We start from the raw sequence: 15,619 nt of genomic DNA, 5'->3' as shown, positions 1-15,619 counted from the left end.
TTGGCATTTATTTGAGAGAAAGACCCCCAATGACTGCAGCAACCATGGAATCCCAGACCACCGACGTCCGGTCCATCCACCTGACCTTCTCCTCCGCCGAAGAGATCCACAACGGCCTGGACAGCGCCGTCAAGGAACTCATCGAAGCTGCGGTCGAAGACGGCAACTGCGGCATCCGGGTCACCCGCGTCGAGCCGGGAGCCTACACCGTTGCCCTCGACGAATCCGTCCCCTTCGGTGAAACCTACGAGGACATCGCCGCCTAGCTACGCGGCTGAGGCTTTTGCTGGATGCCCTAGGGCTTAGGTCCTGCGGACCTGGACACCGTCGGACTTCATAAAGAGCTGGGTTTCCGACGGAGCCGAGGGCACCAGCCAGAGCACGTTTCCGCTGACGGAAATTTCCTCAACTTCACCTGCGGCCACTACATGCGCGTGCTTGAGGATTTCAACCCGATCGCCTGCTTTGAGGCTCCTCCAGTCGGAAACCGTGGCAGCAAATGCCATCCGCCTGGACAGAACCGTCCCCCGTGCTTTCATTGAACTTCTACCCCTTTGTATATGTTCGTTCGCCACAACATCGTTGGTGTGGACTTCATCACTACATCTTTAGTTCTACTACAAATTCCGGGGCCCCGTGCGTTGTGTCGCTTAGTATTTCGGGGGCCCCGGAAAATTCGTATTTCTACTGCAGAATGTTCACTTTTACGCCAGAATTCCGACGGCGGATTCGGCTGCCGCGCGTACCTCGCCTGACGCAACAAGCCGGTCTGCCGCTTCCAGTTCCGGTGACAGGAACCGGTCCGTTCCCGGCCCCTCCACCACATTCCGGAGCGCCGTGAGCACGGCAGTTCCGGCCGGTCCAGGGGTCAGTTCTCCCCCGGACAGCTGCGTCCGCATGTCGATGGCCCGCGCCGACGTCACCAGCTCGATAGCCAGGACGCGGCGCAGGTTCTCCACGGCTTTCCTGAGCTTCCGGGCAGCGTGCCAGCCCATGGAAACGTGGTCCTCCTGCATGGCCGAGCTGGGGATGGAGTCCACCGACGCCGGGACGGCCAGCCGCTTGTTGTCCGACACCAGCCCTGCCTGCGTGTACTGCGCAATCATCAAGCCGGAGTCCACCCCGGGATCCGCTGCCAGGAAAGCCGGCAGCCCGTGCGAGCGCGCCGGGTCCAGCATACGGTCGGTGCGGCGCTCCGCAATGGAACTCAAATCCGCCACCGTTATCGCCAGGAAATCCAAAACGTACGCCACCGGGGCGCCATGGAAATTACCGTTGGAACTCACCCGGCCGTCCGGCAGCACCACGGGGTTGTCGATGGCTGCCGCGAGCTCCCGGGCGGCGACCAGGGCCGCGTGGTCCACGGTGTCGCGGACGGCTCCGGCCACCTGGGGTGCGCAGCGCAGCGAGTAGGCGTCCTGGACCTTGGAGTCGCCCACCCGGTGTGACGCCACGATCGGCGAGTTGGACAGGACGCGGAGCATGTTGTCCGCAGACGCAGCCTGGCCCGGGTGCGGGCGGAGGGCCGCATGGAGCTCCGGCAGGAACACCTGGTCGGTGCCGAGCAGCGCCTCGACGCTGAGCGCGGCGGTGATGTCCGCCGTCGTCAGCAGCTGGCGGATGTCCGCGATGGCCATCAGCAGCATGCCCAGCATGCCTTCCGTGCCGTTGACCAGTGCCAGCCCTTCCTTCTCCGCGAGCGTGACAGGTTCGATCCCGTGTTCGGCAAGCAGTACGGCGACCGGTTCTTCGCCACGCCCGCCGTACGTCACGCCGTCGGGCCCTTCCGCTTCCCCCTCGCCCATCAGCACCAGCGCGCAGTGGGACAGCGGCGCGAGGTCGCCGGAGCAGCCGAGCGAACCGAATTCGCGGACCACCGGCGTGATCCCGGCGTTGAGGACGTCCACCATGGTCTGGAGCACCACGGGGCGGACGCCGGTCCGGCCCGAGGCAAGCGTCTTGGCGCGCAGGAACATGATGCAGCGCACCACTTCGCGCTCAACAGCCGGGCCCATGCCGGCGGCGTGGCTGCGGATCAGCGACTTCTGCAGCTGCGCGCGCAGTTCGTTGGGGATGTGCCGGTTGGCCAGCGCGCCGAAGCCGGTGGAAATGCCGTAGGCCGGAACCTCGCTGTGGGCAAGGTCGTCGATGTGGGCGCGGACCTTGGCAACCGTGTCCAGGGCTTCCTGGGAGATGGTCACCCGGGCGTCGTGACGGGCGACGGCGACGACGTCCCCGGGAGTGACGCCGCTGGAGCCGAGGGTGACGGTGAGCGGTTCGTGTGTCGTGATGGTCACTTTGTGGTTCCTTCGTTCATCGGGATGCGGACGCCGCGTTCCTTGGCGACCTCGATCGCGCGGTCGTAGCCGGCGTCGGCGTGGCGGATGACGCCCATGCCGGGGTCGTTGGTGAGGAGGCGTTCGAGCTTTTCGGCGGCGAGGTCGGTGCCGTCGGCCACCGAAACCTGGCCGGCGTGGATGGAGCGGCCGATGCCCACGCCACCGCCGTGGTGGATCGAGACCCAGGTGGCGCCGGAGGCGGTGTTGAGCAGGGCGTTGAGCAGCGGCCAGTCGGCGATGGCGTCGGAGCCGTCTGCCATCGCTTCGGTCTCGCGGTACGGCGAGGCGACGGAGCCGGAGTCGAGGTGGTCGCGGCCGATCACGATGGGCGCCTTGACCTTGCCCTCCTTGACCAGCTGGTTGAACAGCAGCCCGGCCTTGGCGCGTTCGCCGTAGCCCAGCCAGCAGATGCGCGCCGGCAGGCCTTCGAACTCGACCCGTTCAGCGGCGGCGTCGATCCAGCGGTGCAGGTGCTTGTTCTCGGGGAAGAGCTCCTTGATGGCCTTATCCGTAACCGCAATGTCCTCGGGGTCGCCGGAGAGGGCAACCCAGCGGAACGGGCCCAGGCCCTCGCAGAACAGCGGGCGGATGTAGGCGGGGACGAAGCCGGGGAATTCGAAGGCGCGGTTGTAGCCGCCCTTGCGGGCCTCGTCGCGGATGGAGTTGCCGTAATCGAACACCTCGGCGCCGGCGTCCTGGAACTCCACCATGGCCTGGACGTGCTTGGCCATCGATGCCTGGGCCTTCTTGGTGAAGCCTTCTGGATCGGCGGCGGCCTCGCGGTGCCATTCCTCCACGGTGATGCCTTCGGGGAGGTAGCTCAGGGGGTCGTGGGCGGAGGTCTGGTCCGTGACGATGTCCACCGTGAGTTCGCCGGCGTTGTGGCGGCGCAGGATCTCGGGGAAGACGGTGGCGGCGTTGCCGACGTAGCCGACCGACCAGCCGCGGCGTTCTTCCTTGGCCTTGAGCACTTTGGCGATGGCGGCGTCGAGATCGGTTTCCACCTCGTCGAGGTAGCGCTTGCCGGCGCGGCGGCGCAGGCGGGTCTCGTCGACGTCGACAATCAGGCAGGCGCCGTCATTCAGCGTGACGGCGAGCGGCTGGGCGCCGCCCATGCCACCGCAGCCGCCGGTCAGCGTCAGGGTGCCGGCGAGGGTGCCGTTCTCATCCCCGGTAAGCTTGCGGGCGATCGCGGCGAAGGTCTCGAAAGTGCCCTGCAGAATGCCCTGGGTGCCGATGTAGATCCAGGAACCGGCGGTCATCTGGCCGTACATCATCAGGCCCTCGACCTCGAGGCGGCGGAATTCGGGCCAGTTGGCCCAGTCACCCACGAGGTTGGAGTTGGCCAGCAGCACGCGAGGCGCCCATTCGTTGGTGCGGAAGACGCCCACCGGCTTGCCGGACTGGACCAGCAGGGTCTCGTCCTTCTCCATGGTTTCGAGAGTGCGGGTGATCGCGTCAAACGCGGCCCACGACCGGACGGCGCGGCCGGTGCCGCCGTAGACCACCAGGTCATCGGGGCGTTCGGCCACCTCGGGATCCAGGTTGTTCATGAGCATCCGCAGCGGGGCTTCCGTCTGCCAGCTTTTGGCGGTGAGCTGGGTGCCGCGGGCTGCTTTGACCGGGCGGGCACCGGTGGTGAAATCGGCGGGTGCCATGGGGGCTCCTTCGTGTCTTGGTGGTTCCGGGGAATGTGGTTCTGTATCAACTAAAGCCTGTCCGATGGCTTGGAAACAGTGGGTTCAGGCCAGTGCTGTCCGGGATTCCAGACGCGCCCCCTGTTCCCAACTGACTCGCAGTTAACGTCGCGAAACGCCCGTTTGGCGACGTTAAGTGCCAGTCAGTTGGGAGGGGCCAGTGCCTACGCGGCGGGACGTCCGTGGATGCGGACGGAGAGTTCGTCGGCCACTTTCCGGATCCGCGCGGCGAGGGCCGGCCATTGGTCCGCCGGCAATTTGTCCTCGAGGAAAGTGACGGCGACTGCCGCCGTCGGCCATCCCACGTGGTCCGTCACCGCGGCGGCAATCGAGCCGAAGCCGGGGGTCACCTCGCCGTGTTCCGTGGCATAGCCCCGCTGCCGGACCTGGTCCAGGTGTGAGGACAGCGCCGAGTACTTCATGATGGCGCCTTCCACCTCATGCCGGGCGGTGAACGCGGCGGCATTCGGGTAGAGCGCGCGGACCTGCGACTTGGGCAGCGCGGCGAGGATGGCCCGCCCGCTGGCGGTGAGATGACTGGGCAGCCGCACGCCGACGTCGGTCACCAGGGACGGCCGGTTCTTGGCGCGCTCCTCCACGATGTACAGCACGTCGCGTCCATGGAGCACCGCCAGGTGCGCGCTCTCGCCAATGACGTCCACCAGCGAGGCGAGCATCGGCCGGCCCAGCCGTGACAGCGGCTCCTGGCGCGAATACGCGGAACTGAGCTCGAAGGCGCTGATGCCCAGCCCGTACCGCTGCTCCTCGTGCAGGTGCATGACGAAACCGTTGGCCTCCATGACGCCGAGCAGATGGTAGACACTGGAGCGCGGCAGGCCCAGTGCGGTGGCAATGTTCGACGCCGCCATGGGGCCGCGCTTGGAGGCCAGCAGTTTCAGGATGCGCAGGGTGTTTTCTGCCGCCGGCACTTTCGACGTCACCTTTACCGCCGTCTTTGACGCCGCTTTTGGGGGCGTGTTTGAGGCCGCGTTTTGCATTCTTGCGGGGGACTCGCCGTCCGCCATTTTTCCTCCAGAGTTCGCTGCCGGACGCGTGAGTGCTGTCCGGTATCCCGTACTTAAGCGTGCGTGCTGCCTCGCGTCCGGAATCGCCATCGAATCATACTGGTGTCCGGGATACCAGACCCTCCCGGACGAGTGGTCGGCGCGGTCAGGGGACTTCCGCCCCTATGCCGATTCCCCGGCGCGGTGCTTCGATGGAGGGCACGGACTGCTCGAGGAGGCCACCATGAACTGGATTGCCGGGCTCTTCCTGATCGCCCACGGCTTGCTCCATCTCGCCATCTGGCTCCCCAAGCCGGATGCGAAAGCCCCTTTCGACGTCGGGCACTCCTCCTTCGCCGGCAACGTCAGGCGCCTCGCGGCGGCCCTGGCTGTGGTTGTTTCCCTTGTTTTGGCGGCCGGAGGGCTGGGACTTATCGCCGGAGCATCGTGGTGGGCACCGGTGACCATAGCCGGAGCGGCAATCTCGGCGGCGTTGCTCCTGCTGACCTTCAATAAGTGGTGGCTCATCGCACTCGGCATCAACGCCGCCATCATCGTCCTGGCCTCGCAACAAAATGGTTAGGAACCCAGCAGTTAGGAACCCACCCATGACCAAACCACTCGCGGGAAAAGTAGCCCTGGTGGCGGGGGCCACGCGCGGTGCAGGGCGCGGCACCGCCGTCGCGCTGGGTGAGGCAGGGGCGACCGTCTACTGCACCGGCCGCAGCGCCGGAGGCCGGAAGTCCGATTACGGCCGGCCGGAGACCCTTGAGGAGACGGCGGTTCAGGTCAATTCCGCAGGAGGAGTAGGCATTCCGGTAGCAGTGGACCACCTGGATCCGGCCGCCGTGCAGACGCTCGTGCAGATGATCGACGGCGATCAGGGGCGCTTGGACATCCTTGTGAACGACATCTGGGGCGGGGAAAACCTCATCGAATGGGACGCTCCCGTATGGTCCCATCACCTCGGTTACGGCCTGCGGATGCTGCACACAGCCGTCGACACACACCTGATCACCAGCCACTTCGCGCTCCCGCTGCTCATCCGGAACCCCGGCGGCCTGGTGGTGGAAATGACCGACGGCACCCGCGAGTACAACGCCCGCTACCGGGTTTCGACGTTCTACGACCTCGCCAAGAATGCGGTGCTGCGGCTCGCCTTCATCCAGGCGGAGGAACTGAAACCTTTTGGCTGCACCGCGGTGGCCCTCACGCCGGGATGGATGCGCTCCGAGATGATGCTGGAGCATTTCGGCGTCACTGAAGAGAACTGGCAGGATGCCGCGGCCACCCAGCCCCATTTCGCCGCAATCTCTGAGAGCCCCCGCTTTGTGGGCCGTGCCGTTGCCGCCCTGGCTGCCGACCCGGACGTCCAGCGTCGCTCCGGCGGTTCATTTTCCTCCGGCGGGCTGGCACACGAGTATGGTTTCACCGACACCGACGGCTCGCGGCCGGACTGCTGGAGATACCTCGTGGAAGTCCAGGAGGTAGGGCTCTCGGCGGATGCCAGAGGCTACCGCTGAGGCTCCAAAGCTAGTCCTGAGAATGTGCTGCGCACCTTCCTAGGCGGCCGCGTGCGCCTCGGAGGTGAGGAACAGTGCCCAGTCCTCGAATGGGTCCTCGGCCAGCAGATGGTCTGTTGGCTCGGGTTCGGACAACAGGTCTCCGGGCAGCGGTTCTTCGGGCAGCGGTTCCCCGGGTTGCAGGTCTTCGGGCAGCGGGTCTTCGGGCAGCCGTTCGCCGGGTGCCAGGTCTTCGGGCAGCAGGTCTTCGGGCAGCCGTTCCCCGGGTGTCACCCATTCGCGGTCCGAATCTGCGCCAAGATGTGCGGGCAAGGCGAAGTCACGACAGTTGTCGAACTGTCCAGGCGGGCCCGGGTCAAGGTAATCGGCCAGGGCCAGGATCTGACCTGGCACCTGGGGCGGTTCCCAGTCGGGTTGTTCGCTGGCGTAGCGGCGGCCCGCGGGTGAAGTCCAGCCTGGTGGTTCGTTGGCGCTGGCGCCGGTGGGGGTCCATGCGGTGCTGTGTTTGAGGCGGTGGTGTTTGGGGCAAGGCTGGCCGAGGTTGCTGATCCCGGTGGTCCCGCCGCGGGCCCAGGCAAGGAGGTGGTCTGCGTCGTTGTCCAGGGACTGGTTGCTGCAGCCGGGGAACGGGCATTTTCCGTCCCTCAGCCGCAGCCATTGCCGCAGCGCTTTGGGAATCCGGTAGCTGGTCCGGCCGATCTCCAACGGCGCACCATCCCGGGGGTCGGTCAACACCCTGAGGAATGACGACGCCCCATCGGCCACGAGGGCACGCGCCATGGACGGCGGCACCGGGCCGTAGCCGTCCAACATGGCCGGTTCCTCGGTGACGCCGAGCAGCGAGAAGACCGGAACGGTAATCAGGACCTGCGCCAAGGGGGACGGGACATCCCCGGCCTTGCCGGTCCCGACGTCTGCTATTCCGTCCTCGGTCCCACCGCTGGTGAGGAGCCAGGTCGCGGCGACATCGGCGCGGAGCTGGGTGAGGGTCCTGGCCTCGTCCGGGCCTTGGAGGGCGCGGGCGGCACTGGTGGTGCGGTCCCAGATCCCGGCAGCGGTAGCGGCGGGCAGGTAGGCCGAGAGCCAGGCCATGCCGTCACGGTCCGGGATGTACTCCACCCGCCGGTCAGCGACGCCCCGGGCATGGCGCACCTCGATGCTCACCGGATGGTGCCGTTCCCGCCACGTACGGACCTTCACCCGGAACCGGGCCGGGACAAGGTCCCCGGCCGGGTAGCCCCGCGCCGGCGTGGGTGCGGCCGGGTCCAGGAAATGTGCCTCCAAACCAGCGGCTCCAGCCTTGTCGAGGTTGGTGGTTTCGTCCACCATGACCCGGGCGTGCTGCCACGAAATTCGCCCCGCCTGCAGTGCGGACAGCGTCAGCGGCAGGGCGGTGGTCAGGGCGTGGGCCTCGGAAAGCAGCGCACTGGCGGTGCGTTCGCTGACTGTCAGGACACACGCGACCTCGGCAGTTACGGCCATGTCCCGGGCTGTGTGTTCCTGCGGGGACGCGGCCGGCGGTGCCAAGGCTTCGGCTGTTTCAGCGTATCCGGCGGCGAGATGCACTTTCAGGGCGGCCATTCCGGCTTCCATCCGGGCCAGCTCAGCCATCCCGTCCAGGCACGCATCCGCCCGGTCCCGAAGCAGGTCAGCACCAGCCACGCCCGGAATGCCCGTCCCGCGCCGGACCAGACCAGCCAACGCAGCACCGGCAGCCCCGATGGCCTCCATCGTCTCCACGACTGCGCTGATTTCCATACCCAAAGCATCGCAGGAGGCACCGACATTCTTTGAGGGCAGAGCAGCGGGGCCAGAAGGATCCGTTCGCGCCCAGGAGACAAGGCCGCAAGTGTCCGTTCGCGCCCAGCAGAGGGGCCGCAAGTGTCCGTTCGCGCTGGGCAACGATCCCGGATGCCCAGCGGACAGTCTGGAATGAAAGACATCAAACCGCCGTGAGGCTCATCACGCAGGGCTCGAAAATGGTCTGCTGGATAGCGATCCCCCTCCCAATGACGAGAAGGTATTCGCATGCAACAAGCCCCCGCGCCCGAAACCACCACCAGGACCTCCGGAGCTACCGGCAGCACCGTCCGCGCCGCTGCGGGCGCCGCCGTCGAGACCGTCCTGAACCGGGGACTCAATGTCCGCCACATCCGGTTCATGGCCTTGGGGTCGGCCATCGGCACCGGCCTGTTCTACGGCTCGGCATCCGCCATGCAGAAAGCCGGCCCGGCGGTCCTCTTCGCGTATATGATCGGCGGCGCGGCCGTGTTCATGGTGATGCGGGCCCTAGGCGAGATGGCCGTGCGGCATCCCGTTTCCGGCTCCTTTGGCCAGTACGCCAGCCGCTATCTCGGCCCGCTGGCCGGGTTCGTGACCGGCTGGACGTATGTCTTCGAGATGGCGATCGTGGCCATTGCTGACGTCACGGCCTTCAGCATCTACATGGGGTTCTGGTTCCCGGACGTGGAGCGGTGGATCTGGGTACTGGCCATCATCTTTTTCCTGGCCGCCCTGAACCTGCTCAGCGTCAAAGTCTTCGGCGAGCTGGAGTTCTGGTTCTCGCTGATCAAGGTGGTGGCCATCATCGCCATGATCGCCGGTGGGATCGCCATCATCATCTTCGGTTTCCAGGCAGGCGGGTCAACCGTCGCACCGGGGATCGGCAACCTCGTGGACCACGGGGGCATGTTCCCCAACGGCTTCGAGGGGCTGCTGGCCTCGTTCGCCGTCGTGATGTTCGCCTTTGGCGGCATTGAGACCATCGGCGTCACCGCCGGCGAAGCGGCCGACCCCAAGAAGGTCATCCCCAAGGCAGTCAACACCGTGCCCGTGCGGGTTCTGCTGTTCTACGTGCTGACCCTGGGCGTTCTGATGAGCCTGTTCCCCTGGAACGAAGTGGGAACCAACGGCAGCCCGTTCGTGCAGATCTTCAGCGGCCTCGGCATTCCCGCCGCTCCGCACATCCTCAACGCCGTGGTGATCACCGCAGCCCTGTCCGCCATCAACAGCGATATTTTCGGCGCCGGCCGCATCCTCTTCGGGCTGGCCCGCCAGGGCCACGCTCCGGCCGGCTTCGGCAGGGTTTCCCGTCACGGGGTGCCGTGGATGACCGTGGTGATGATGGCCGTCGTCCTGCTGGCGGGGGTGCTCCTGAACGCCGTCATGCCGAAGGATGTCTTCTTGGTGATCGCCTCGATCGCAACCTTCGCCACAGTCTGGGTGTGGGTGATGATCCTGGCCTCCCACGTTGCCATGAAACGGGAGATCGCCCTTAAGGGACTGCCGGCGTCGGAATTCCCGTCGCCCTGGTGGCCGGCAGCCTCCGTCCTGACTATCGCCTTCATGGCCATGGTGATCGTGGTCCTGGGTGTATTCGAGGAGTCCCGGCTTGCCCTCTACGTGGGCGCGGTGTGGCTGGGCGTGCTGGTGCTGGCCTACCGTCTGTGGGTCCGGGGCCACGGCCGTGCCCGGGCCGAACTGGTGGACGAGACGGCGTAGAACCGCGCGGACGGAGCAAGTAGTCCAGAAAAAATTTCGAGTGTTCCACGGTACAGAAGGGGTAGGAGTTACGCATGCGACGCGTGGGGTTTGGCCTCTAGGTTGGTCAACAGGCGCAGACCGGACGATTTAATCCCCGAACCGAAGCTTCCGGACCGCCAGCGAATCCTGATTGTTCAGGCACTTCAAAGGAGTGGTTTTGATGAAGGATCTTCCAGCCCCCCGGCCCGCCTACCCCCGCGACCGGCGCCGCCTGATCTCTTGGCTTAACGACGCAGCGGAGAAAGTCCGCACAGCCGCTGTGCCGTTCAGGATCGGGGATGTGGTTCTCGGCGACGACCCGTTCAACGGCCGCCGGCTCGGCGTGGTGACCGTGATCCGCGGCTCCTCGCTGGGCCTGCGGACGGCCGCTGACGTCCACCCTGACCTGGAGCCCGCGGTTGTCTACTACGACTACCGCCAAGTGAGGACACCGGACTAGCCGGCGCCCGACAGAGGACTCAAGCGCTCAGGCCGGCGGCGGAAACACCCCCGCAGCGGACAGCCCGGAGCGTGGCTTCGTTGACACCTTGTCGCAGATCCAGCGGCCAAGTTCCATTGCGCGCCGCGGATCAATTGCCGTCTCGAACCCCGCGCGTCCCAGCATCCATGCCAGGTCTTCGGTGGAGATGTTGCCTGCGGCACCTGGCGCGAAAGGACAACCGCCCAGGCCCCCTACCGCACTGTCGAATACTCCGACGCCGGCGGCCATGGCGGCGTACGTGTTGGCCAGCGCCGTATGGCGCGTCTCGTGAAAATGCGCCCGCAGCTGCACATCCGTCTCAGCACGCAGCCCGGCAAACACGTCGCCGACCTGCCAAGGGTCAGCGCAGCCGATCGTGTCCGCGAGGGCAACCTCGGCCAGCGTCCCACGCTGCAAGGCGCTGCGGACGACGGCGAGAGTCTGCTCCTTGGGCACGTCACCTTGATAGGGACAGCCAAACGCGACGGCCGCCGTCACCGTGAGCGGGATCGAAGCCGCCGCGGCAATGGCGGACACCTCCTCCAAGGCGGCGAGCGCAGCGGAAACGGTGGTGTTCTGGTTGGCAGCAGCGAAGGCGTCCGTCACCGGCAGCACGTAGTTCATCTCGTCCACGCCGGCATCAACGGCACGGACCGCGCCGCGGGTATTCAGGACCAGCCCGATGAAGCTGGCGCCCGCATCCCTGGGAACCCCGGCCATGACCGCATCCGCATCCGCCATCTGCGGGACTTTTTTGGGGTTCACAAAACTGACGGCCTCTATTCGCCGGGCACCCAGGGAGATGAGCTCATGGATCAGGCGCAGCTTGTCGTCGGTGCTAACGGGCACCTTCTCGTTCTGGAGCCCGTCCCGTGGGCTGACATCCACAATGGAAACTGCCCGTGAGGCTTGCATGTAGTTCATCAGATGGCACCCTCAGCCTTGGCGTCCTGCAGGTCCTCGTCGGAGAGCCCCAACAGTCCCTTGTATATGTCACGGTTGTGAAAGCCCGGCGTCAGCGGACCATTCCAGCCAATCTCCCCTGCGCTGCGTGTCAGCTTCGGGATGATTCCGGGTTGCACCACGGTGCCCAACTGCTTGTCCGGGACTTCCACCAACATTCCCCTGGCACGCAGCTGGGGATCCTCGAAGATGTCCTCAATGCTGCTGACGGGGCTGTTCGGCACGGAGTGGCGGTCCAGCACCGAGGTGAGCTCATCATGGCTGTAGCCTGCGGCCCACTCGGCAATGAGGGACTCCAGCTCCTCCTGGTGCACACCCCGGGCCGCATGGTTGCTGTACCGCGCGTCCGCCGCCAGTTCGGAACGCCCCATGGCGGCAGCCAGGCGCACGAAGACCGAGTCCTGGTTCGCGGCGATTACCACCCATTTGCCGTCTGCCGAACGAAAAATATTTGACGGCGCGATTCCTTTCAGCCCGGAGCCGCTGGGCCCGGGGACAACGCCAGTAGCCGCAAAGTCCGGCACGGCGCTCTCCAGGAGTGAGAAACATGATTCCACGAGGGAAACGTCCACCACCTGTCCTGTTCCTCCCCTGGCGTCCCGCCAGTACAGGGCCAGCAGGATTCCCTGCAGGGCATAGAGCGACGCCAGGCTGTCCCCAAGCGAGATGCCGGTACGCGGAGGGGCTTGGTCCGGGTATCCGTTGAGGTAGCGCAGGCCTCCCCGCGCCTCAGCAACGGAGGCGTAGCCCGGTTTCTGTGCATCCGGTCCGGTCTGGCCATAGCCGGACACCCTGGCAATGATAAGACCGGGGTTGACCCGCCAGACCTCGTCGGGGGAAAGGCCCAGTTTTTCGAGCGTGCCGGGGCGGAAGTTCTCCAGTATGACGTCTGCTTCCTCGCACAGCTCCAGAAACAGCTCACGTCCGCGCGGGGATTTCAGGTCCAGCGTCACGCATTTCTTTCCGCGGGACTGCACGGACCACCACAGCGTGTGGCCGTTCACGCGCGCCCGGCCCCACTCCCGCATGGGATCCGGGCGGTCCGGTGATTCAATCTTGATGACTTCCGCTCCGAAGTCGGCCAGCTGGCGTCCCGCGAATGGACCCGCAATGAGGGAACCCAGCTCCAGGACACGGACTCCGGCGAGGGGGCCGGCCTCCTGCGGGACATGCGGCCGGGACATAGCGCTGGGCGCGTCGTCCCGCGCGGCGGTCTCGGAAACCTTCACCATGTTTGGACTCCTGTTCTGCGGGCGCCGGCACATCCGCGGCAACTCTGTCGCGGATTCGGTTAGCGGGGAGCCTAGTGAGTTGCTTTTCCCGGGCGCCAGACTATTTCATATTGTGGACCTAAATCCACGATGTGGGTAGCCCCTCGGGCGGAATGACTCCCCCGATAACCCTCGTCGCCTCCTCCGCAGCCGCCAGGACGGGCTCAACCCAGGAGGCGCACACGTCGTAGGGCATCCTCATGGCAGGACCCATGACTGTCAGTGCGCCATACAGCTCGGCCTGGGGCCCAAAAATGGGTGCCGAAATCCCGCTGGCGCCCGAGACCCGCTCCCCGGTGGTAATGGCGAATCCGTCCGCCCGGGTTTTGTCAACGGCGGCCTCCAGGTTAGTAGCGTCCGTGATGGTCTGGTCTGTCAGCGAATGCAGCCCGGAACGGTAGACCTGTTCCGCCACATCCGGATTCCAGGCCAGAAGGACGCGGCCGGCGGCACCCACGTGGAGCGGCATGATCTCACCCACCTGCACCGCCCTCCGGAGCATGCGCTTGGTCTCTGCGAGCGCGATACACACGCGCTTTCCCTGGGATTCCCGGAAGATGCAGGCCGTTTCGCCGAGTTCATCCCGCAGCCTCCGGAGCACAGGCGTAAGTAATTCCAGAAAGTCCAGGCCCTGGGTGGCAGGCGCAGCCCAGTGCGCCATCCGGACTCCTACCCGGAACCGGTCTCCGCTCCGGTCCAGGATGCCCTCCTGGACCATGTTCGCGACCAGTCGCTGGACAGTCGAGTGGGGCATTCCCGTTGCAGCGCGGATCGCGGCCAGTGAAAGCTCCGGATGCGCAAGGGAAAAAGCGTCCAGGATGGCAGTGATCTTTCGAAGAACCAGCAAAGGCGTGGCCGATGATTCAGTGGGGCTCATGGACAAAGTGTATGAGCCCCGCCTATTGGCGCCGCACCATACCCGGGCGCCGCCAAGGTTTCGCGAACATCGTTGAGTGTGATGCGGGTTACTGCTAGCATCGGGTCCACATCCTGATGGTGAACCCACGATGTGGAAATTGCCCGACTCGTCGGAGCTGACGAAGCGGGCAAGGTGCGACTCAAGAATGTTCGACCTACCCAGAATCAGCAGCGACAACAAATCGGCCAGCGCGGGCCGGGAAGAGTGCAATGATGCCAGCTGCACAGGCAGACACGACCAAGTACGCGGTGGAGCTCACCGGGTGCACCAGGCAATTTCCCACGCCCGGGGGTGAGACCTACTTCGCCGTCCGGGATATCAACCTCAAAGTCGAGCCCGGCAGGTTTGTCTCGATCGTAGGTCCTACCGGTTCCGGTAAGTCCACCATCCTCAACATGGCAGCGGGCCTCCTGAACCCGAGCTCCGGCGAAGTGAGGAGTTTCGGGGAACCCGTCAGCGGCGTGAACCGACGCGCCTCCTACATGTTTCAACAGGACCCCCTTCTGCCATGGAAGACGGTGATTGACAACGTCAGCCTGGGTCTGACCATGGCCGGAGTTTCGAAATCGGAAGCCCATTCGGAGGCGCGGCGCTGGCTCGAGAAGGTCGGCCTGAAGAATTTCGCGGACCGCTACCCGCATCAGCTCAGCGGCGGCATGCGCAAACGCACTGCCATCGCGCAGGCCTGGATCGTCAACCCGGACGTCCTGCTGATGGACGAGCCTTTTTCAGCACTCGATGTGCAGACCCGACAAATCATGGAGAACGAACTCCTTCAGCTGTGGCAGGAATCGGGCAAGGCAGTGGTGTTCATCACGCACGACCTGGACGAAGCCATTGCGCTTTCCGACGAAGTCGTGATCCTTGGAGCGGGCCCCGGGAGTACCGTCGTCGGAAGCTACGAAATCAACATTCCGCGGCCGCGCGATCTCCTGGATATCCGCGATGACCCCCAATTCGTAGCGCTGCACCGGGAAATCTGGGGCAGGTTGAAGATCGAAGTTTCGAAGACCTACGAAACGGCTATGGCGGAAGAAGGCGAGGTCGCATGACTATCGTTGGATCAAAGAAAAACGGGCTCTCCGCGGCGCTGGACGGCGGCACGCGCCGCCGTGCCGCCAGGACCGAGATGTCCCCGCTGGCGATGCGAAGCACCCAACTCCTCCTTACCCTCGCAGTCCTTGGCGCCTGGGAGCTTTCCGTGCGAACCGGGATCGTGGACGAGTTCTTCTTCCCGCTTCCCTCGGATATCTTTCAGACCGTCTGGGTCTGGATATCGTCAGGATTCGTCTTCCCGCACCTGTGGATCACCATGCAGGAGGCTATCCTCGCGTTCGTCGTGGGGGCCGCCGCCGGACTACTGCTCGGCTTCGTCCTTGCCCGCGTGCGCTTTCTTGAGCGGCTGCTGGACCCGTTCCTCCAGATGTTCAACGCGCTTCCCCGCGTTGTCCTGGCCCCGATCTTCCTGCTCTGGTTCGGCCTGGGAATCTGGTCGAAAGTGGCGTTCGGATTCACCTTGGTGTTTTTCATTGTTTTCTTCAACACCCTTGAGGGCGTGAAGAGCGTTGACCGTGTCCTCGTTGATAACGCCCGGATGCTGGGCGCCTCCGAAAAGCAGCTCTTGCGCCACGTCTTCATTCCAAGTGCCCTGACATGGATTTTCTCCAGCCTGCACATCAGCGTGGGTTTCGCCATTACCGGCGCCGTAGTGGGTGAGTACCTCGGCGCTTCCGCCGGCGTCGGCTACGCGATCGCCCAAGCCCAGGGCGTCTTCGATACCAAGGGCGTCTTCGCCGGGATGTTCATCCTGATGATAGTGGTCCTGATTATCGATCTGCTCGTCAATCGCCTCGAGCGGCACCTGCTCCGGTGGCGCCCCGTTCAAGCGTCCTAGCTCCCA

The 15,619-nt window shown here is 65.3% G+C and carries 15 protein-coding genes; 7 read left to right on the top strand and 8 right to left on the bottom strand.

Annotation, left to right across the window (positions count from 1 at the left end):
• Positions 1–29 precede the first annotated feature (29 nt).
• Entirely contained in the window at positions 30–266 is a 237-nt protein-coding gene (locus tag WMN78_RS20380; protein ID WP_317781131.1) for a hypothetical protein, read from the top strand.
• 36 nt (positions 267–302) lie between these two features.
• Here the strand turns inward: WMN78_RS20380 and WMN78_RS20375 are convergent, their stop codons facing one another.
• The 4 genes from WMN78_RS20375 to WMN78_RS20360 form a co-directional block, all read right to left on the bottom strand.
• Complete coding sequence (locus tag WMN78_RS20375) at positions 303–539, bottom strand: hypothetical protein (protein ID WP_340535574.1); 237 nt, start codon at positions 537–539, stop codon at positions 303–305.
• Between the two features lie 165 nt (positions 540–704).
• Positions 705–2,297: a histidine ammonia-lyase gene (gene hutH, locus WMN78_RS20370; protein ID WP_340535573.1), complete on the bottom strand. Its 1,593-nt coding sequence runs from the start codon at positions 2,295–2,297 to the stop codon at positions 705–707.
• On the bottom strand, positions 2,294–3,997 hold the full coding sequence (gene hutU / locus WMN78_RS20365; RefSeq protein ID WP_340535572.1) for a urocanate hydratase: 1,704 nt from the start codon (positions 3,995–3,997) through the stop codon (positions 2,294–2,296). The genes hutH and hutU overlap by 4 nt, the downstream gene beginning before the upstream one ends.
• A 203-nt stretch (positions 3,998–4,200) precedes the next feature.
• Positions 4,201–5,034, bottom strand: a complete 834-nt coding sequence (locus WMN78_RS20360; RefSeq protein ID WP_340535696.1) for an IclR family transcriptional regulator — start codon at positions 5,032–5,034, stop codon at positions 4,201–4,203.
• Between WMN78_RS20360 and WMN78_RS20355 the strand changes: the two genes are divergently transcribed.
• Positions 4,946–5,623, top strand: a complete 678-nt coding sequence (locus WMN78_RS20355) for a hypothetical protein (RefSeq protein ID WP_340535710.1) — start codon at positions 4,946–4,948, stop codon at positions 5,621–5,623. The genes WMN78_RS20360 and WMN78_RS20355 overlap by 89 nt on opposite strands.
• A gap of 25 nt (positions 5,624–5,648) precedes the next feature.
• Entirely contained in the window at positions 5,649–6,563 is a 915-nt protein-coding gene (locus WMN78_RS20350; RefSeq protein WP_340535571.1) for an SDR family oxidoreductase, read from the top strand.
• Positions 6,564–6,602: 39 nt separating this feature from the next.
• Here WMN78_RS20350 and WMN78_RS20345 read toward each other — a convergent pair whose 3' ends face one another.
• Complete coding sequence (locus WMN78_RS20345; RefSeq protein WP_340535570.1) at positions 6,603–8,321, bottom strand: HNH endonuclease signature motif containing protein; 1,719 nt, start codon at positions 8,319–8,321, stop codon at positions 6,603–6,605.
• A 270-nt stretch (positions 8,322–8,591) separates the two neighbouring features.
• Between WMN78_RS20345 and WMN78_RS20340 the strand changes: the two genes are divergently transcribed.
• Positions 8,592–10,064, top strand: a complete 1,473-nt coding sequence (locus WMN78_RS20340) for an amino acid permease (protein ID WP_340535569.1) — start codon at positions 8,592–8,594, stop codon at positions 10,062–10,064.
• A gap of 202 nt (positions 10,065–10,266) precedes the next feature.
• Positions 10,267–10,545, top strand: a complete 279-nt coding sequence (locus tag WMN78_RS20335; protein WP_340535568.1) for a hypothetical protein — start codon at positions 10,267–10,269, stop codon at positions 10,543–10,545.
• 27 nt (positions 10,546–10,572) lie between these two features.
• Here WMN78_RS20335 and WMN78_RS20330 read toward each other — a convergent pair whose 3' ends face one another.
• From WMN78_RS20330 to WMN78_RS20320, 3 genes are all read right to left on the bottom strand, one after another.
• Positions 10,573–11,490 carry a hydroxymethylglutaryl-CoA lyase gene (locus WMN78_RS20330; RefSeq protein ID WP_340535567.1) on the bottom strand — a complete coding sequence of 306 codons (918 nt, stop codon included), beginning with the start codon at positions 11,488–11,490 and terminating at the stop codon, positions 10,573–10,575.
• Positions 11,490–12,761 (bottom strand): CaiB/BaiF CoA-transferase family protein, encoded by a 1,272-nt coding sequence (locus WMN78_RS20325; RefSeq protein ID WP_340535566.1) that lies wholly within the window; start codon positions 12,759–12,761, stop codon positions 11,490–11,492. Before WMN78_RS20325 ends, WMN78_RS20330 begins: the two co-directional genes overlap by 1 nt.
• Before the next feature lie 118 nt (positions 12,762–12,879).
• Entirely contained in the window at positions 12,880–13,677 is a 798-nt protein-coding gene (locus WMN78_RS20320; protein ID WP_340535565.1) for an IclR family transcriptional regulator, read from the bottom strand.
• 254 nt (positions 13,678–13,931) lie between these two features.
• Between WMN78_RS20320 and WMN78_RS20315 the strand changes: the two genes are divergently transcribed.
• On the top strand, positions 13,932–14,771 hold the full coding sequence (locus WMN78_RS20315) for an ABC transporter ATP-binding protein (RefSeq protein ID WP_340535564.1): 840 nt from the start codon (positions 13,932–13,934) through the stop codon (positions 14,769–14,771).
• A complete protein-coding gene (locus WMN78_RS20310) occupies positions 14,768–15,613 on the top strand; it encodes an ABC transporter permease (protein ID WP_340535563.1) in 846 nt (281 codons plus the stop codon). Before WMN78_RS20315 ends, WMN78_RS20310 begins: the two co-directional genes overlap by 4 nt.
• The last annotated feature ends 6 nt before the right edge of the window (positions 15,614–15,619 follow it).

The sequence above is a fragment of the Arthrobacter oryzae genome (genome assembly GCF_037911235.1).
Taxonomy (GTDB): Bacteria; Actinomycetota; Actinomycetes; order Actinomycetales; family Micrococcaceae; genus Arthrobacter; species Arthrobacter oryzae_E.
The sequence above is the reverse complement of the archived record's forward strand: the minus strand, read 5'-3'. Positions and strand labels throughout refer to the sequence as shown.

Excerpts from the sequence above, each read along its gene's own strand:
- WMN78_RS20380 (WP_317781131.1), top strand. The coding sequence starts at position 30 with ATGACTGCAGCAACCATGGAATCCCAGACCACCGACGTCCGGTCCATC.
- WMN78_RS20375 (WP_340535574.1), bottom strand. The coding sequence starts at position 539 with ATGAAAGCACGGGGGACGGTTCTGTCCAGGCGGATGGCATTTGCTGCC.
- hutU (WP_340535572.1), bottom strand. The coding sequence starts at position 3,997 with ATGGCACCCGCCGATTTCACCACCGGTGCCCGCCCGGTCAAAGCAGCC.
- WMN78_RS20360 (WP_340535696.1), bottom strand. The coding sequence starts at position 5,034 with ATGCAAAACGCGGCCTCAAACACGCCCCCAAAAGCGGCGTCAAAGACG.
- WMN78_RS20350 (WP_340535571.1), top strand. The coding sequence starts at position 5,649 with ATGACCAAACCACTCGCGGGAAAAGTAGCCCTGGTGGCGGGGGCCACG.
- WMN78_RS20345 (WP_340535570.1), bottom strand. The coding sequence starts at position 8,321 with ATGGAAATCAGCGCAGTCGTGGAGACGATGGAGGCCATCGGGGCTGCC.
- WMN78_RS20340 (WP_340535569.1), top strand. The coding sequence starts at position 8,592 with ATGCAACAAGCCCCCGCGCCCGAAACCACCACCAGGACCTCCGGAGCT.
- WMN78_RS20335 (WP_340535568.1), top strand. The coding sequence starts at position 10,267 with ATGAAGGATCTTCCAGCCCCCCGGCCCGCCTACCCCCGCGACCGGCGC.
- WMN78_RS20330 (WP_340535567.1), bottom strand. The coding sequence starts at position 11,490 with ATGAACTACATGCAAGCCTCACGGGCAGTTTCCATTGTGGATGTCAGC.
- WMN78_RS20325 (WP_340535566.1), bottom strand. The coding sequence starts at position 12,761 with ATGGTGAAGGTTTCCGAGACCGCCGCGCGGGACGACGCGCCCAGCGCT.
- WMN78_RS20320 (WP_340535565.1), bottom strand. The coding sequence starts at position 13,677 with ATGAGCCCCACTGAATCATCGGCCACGCCTTTGCTGGTTCTTCGAAAG.
- WMN78_RS20315 (WP_340535564.1), top strand. The coding sequence starts at position 13,932 with ATGCCAGCTGCACAGGCAGACACGACCAAGTACGCGGTGGAGCTCACC.
- WMN78_RS20310 (WP_340535563.1), top strand. The coding sequence starts at position 14,768 with ATGACTATCGTTGGATCAAAGAAAAACGGGCTCTCCGCGGCGCTGGAC.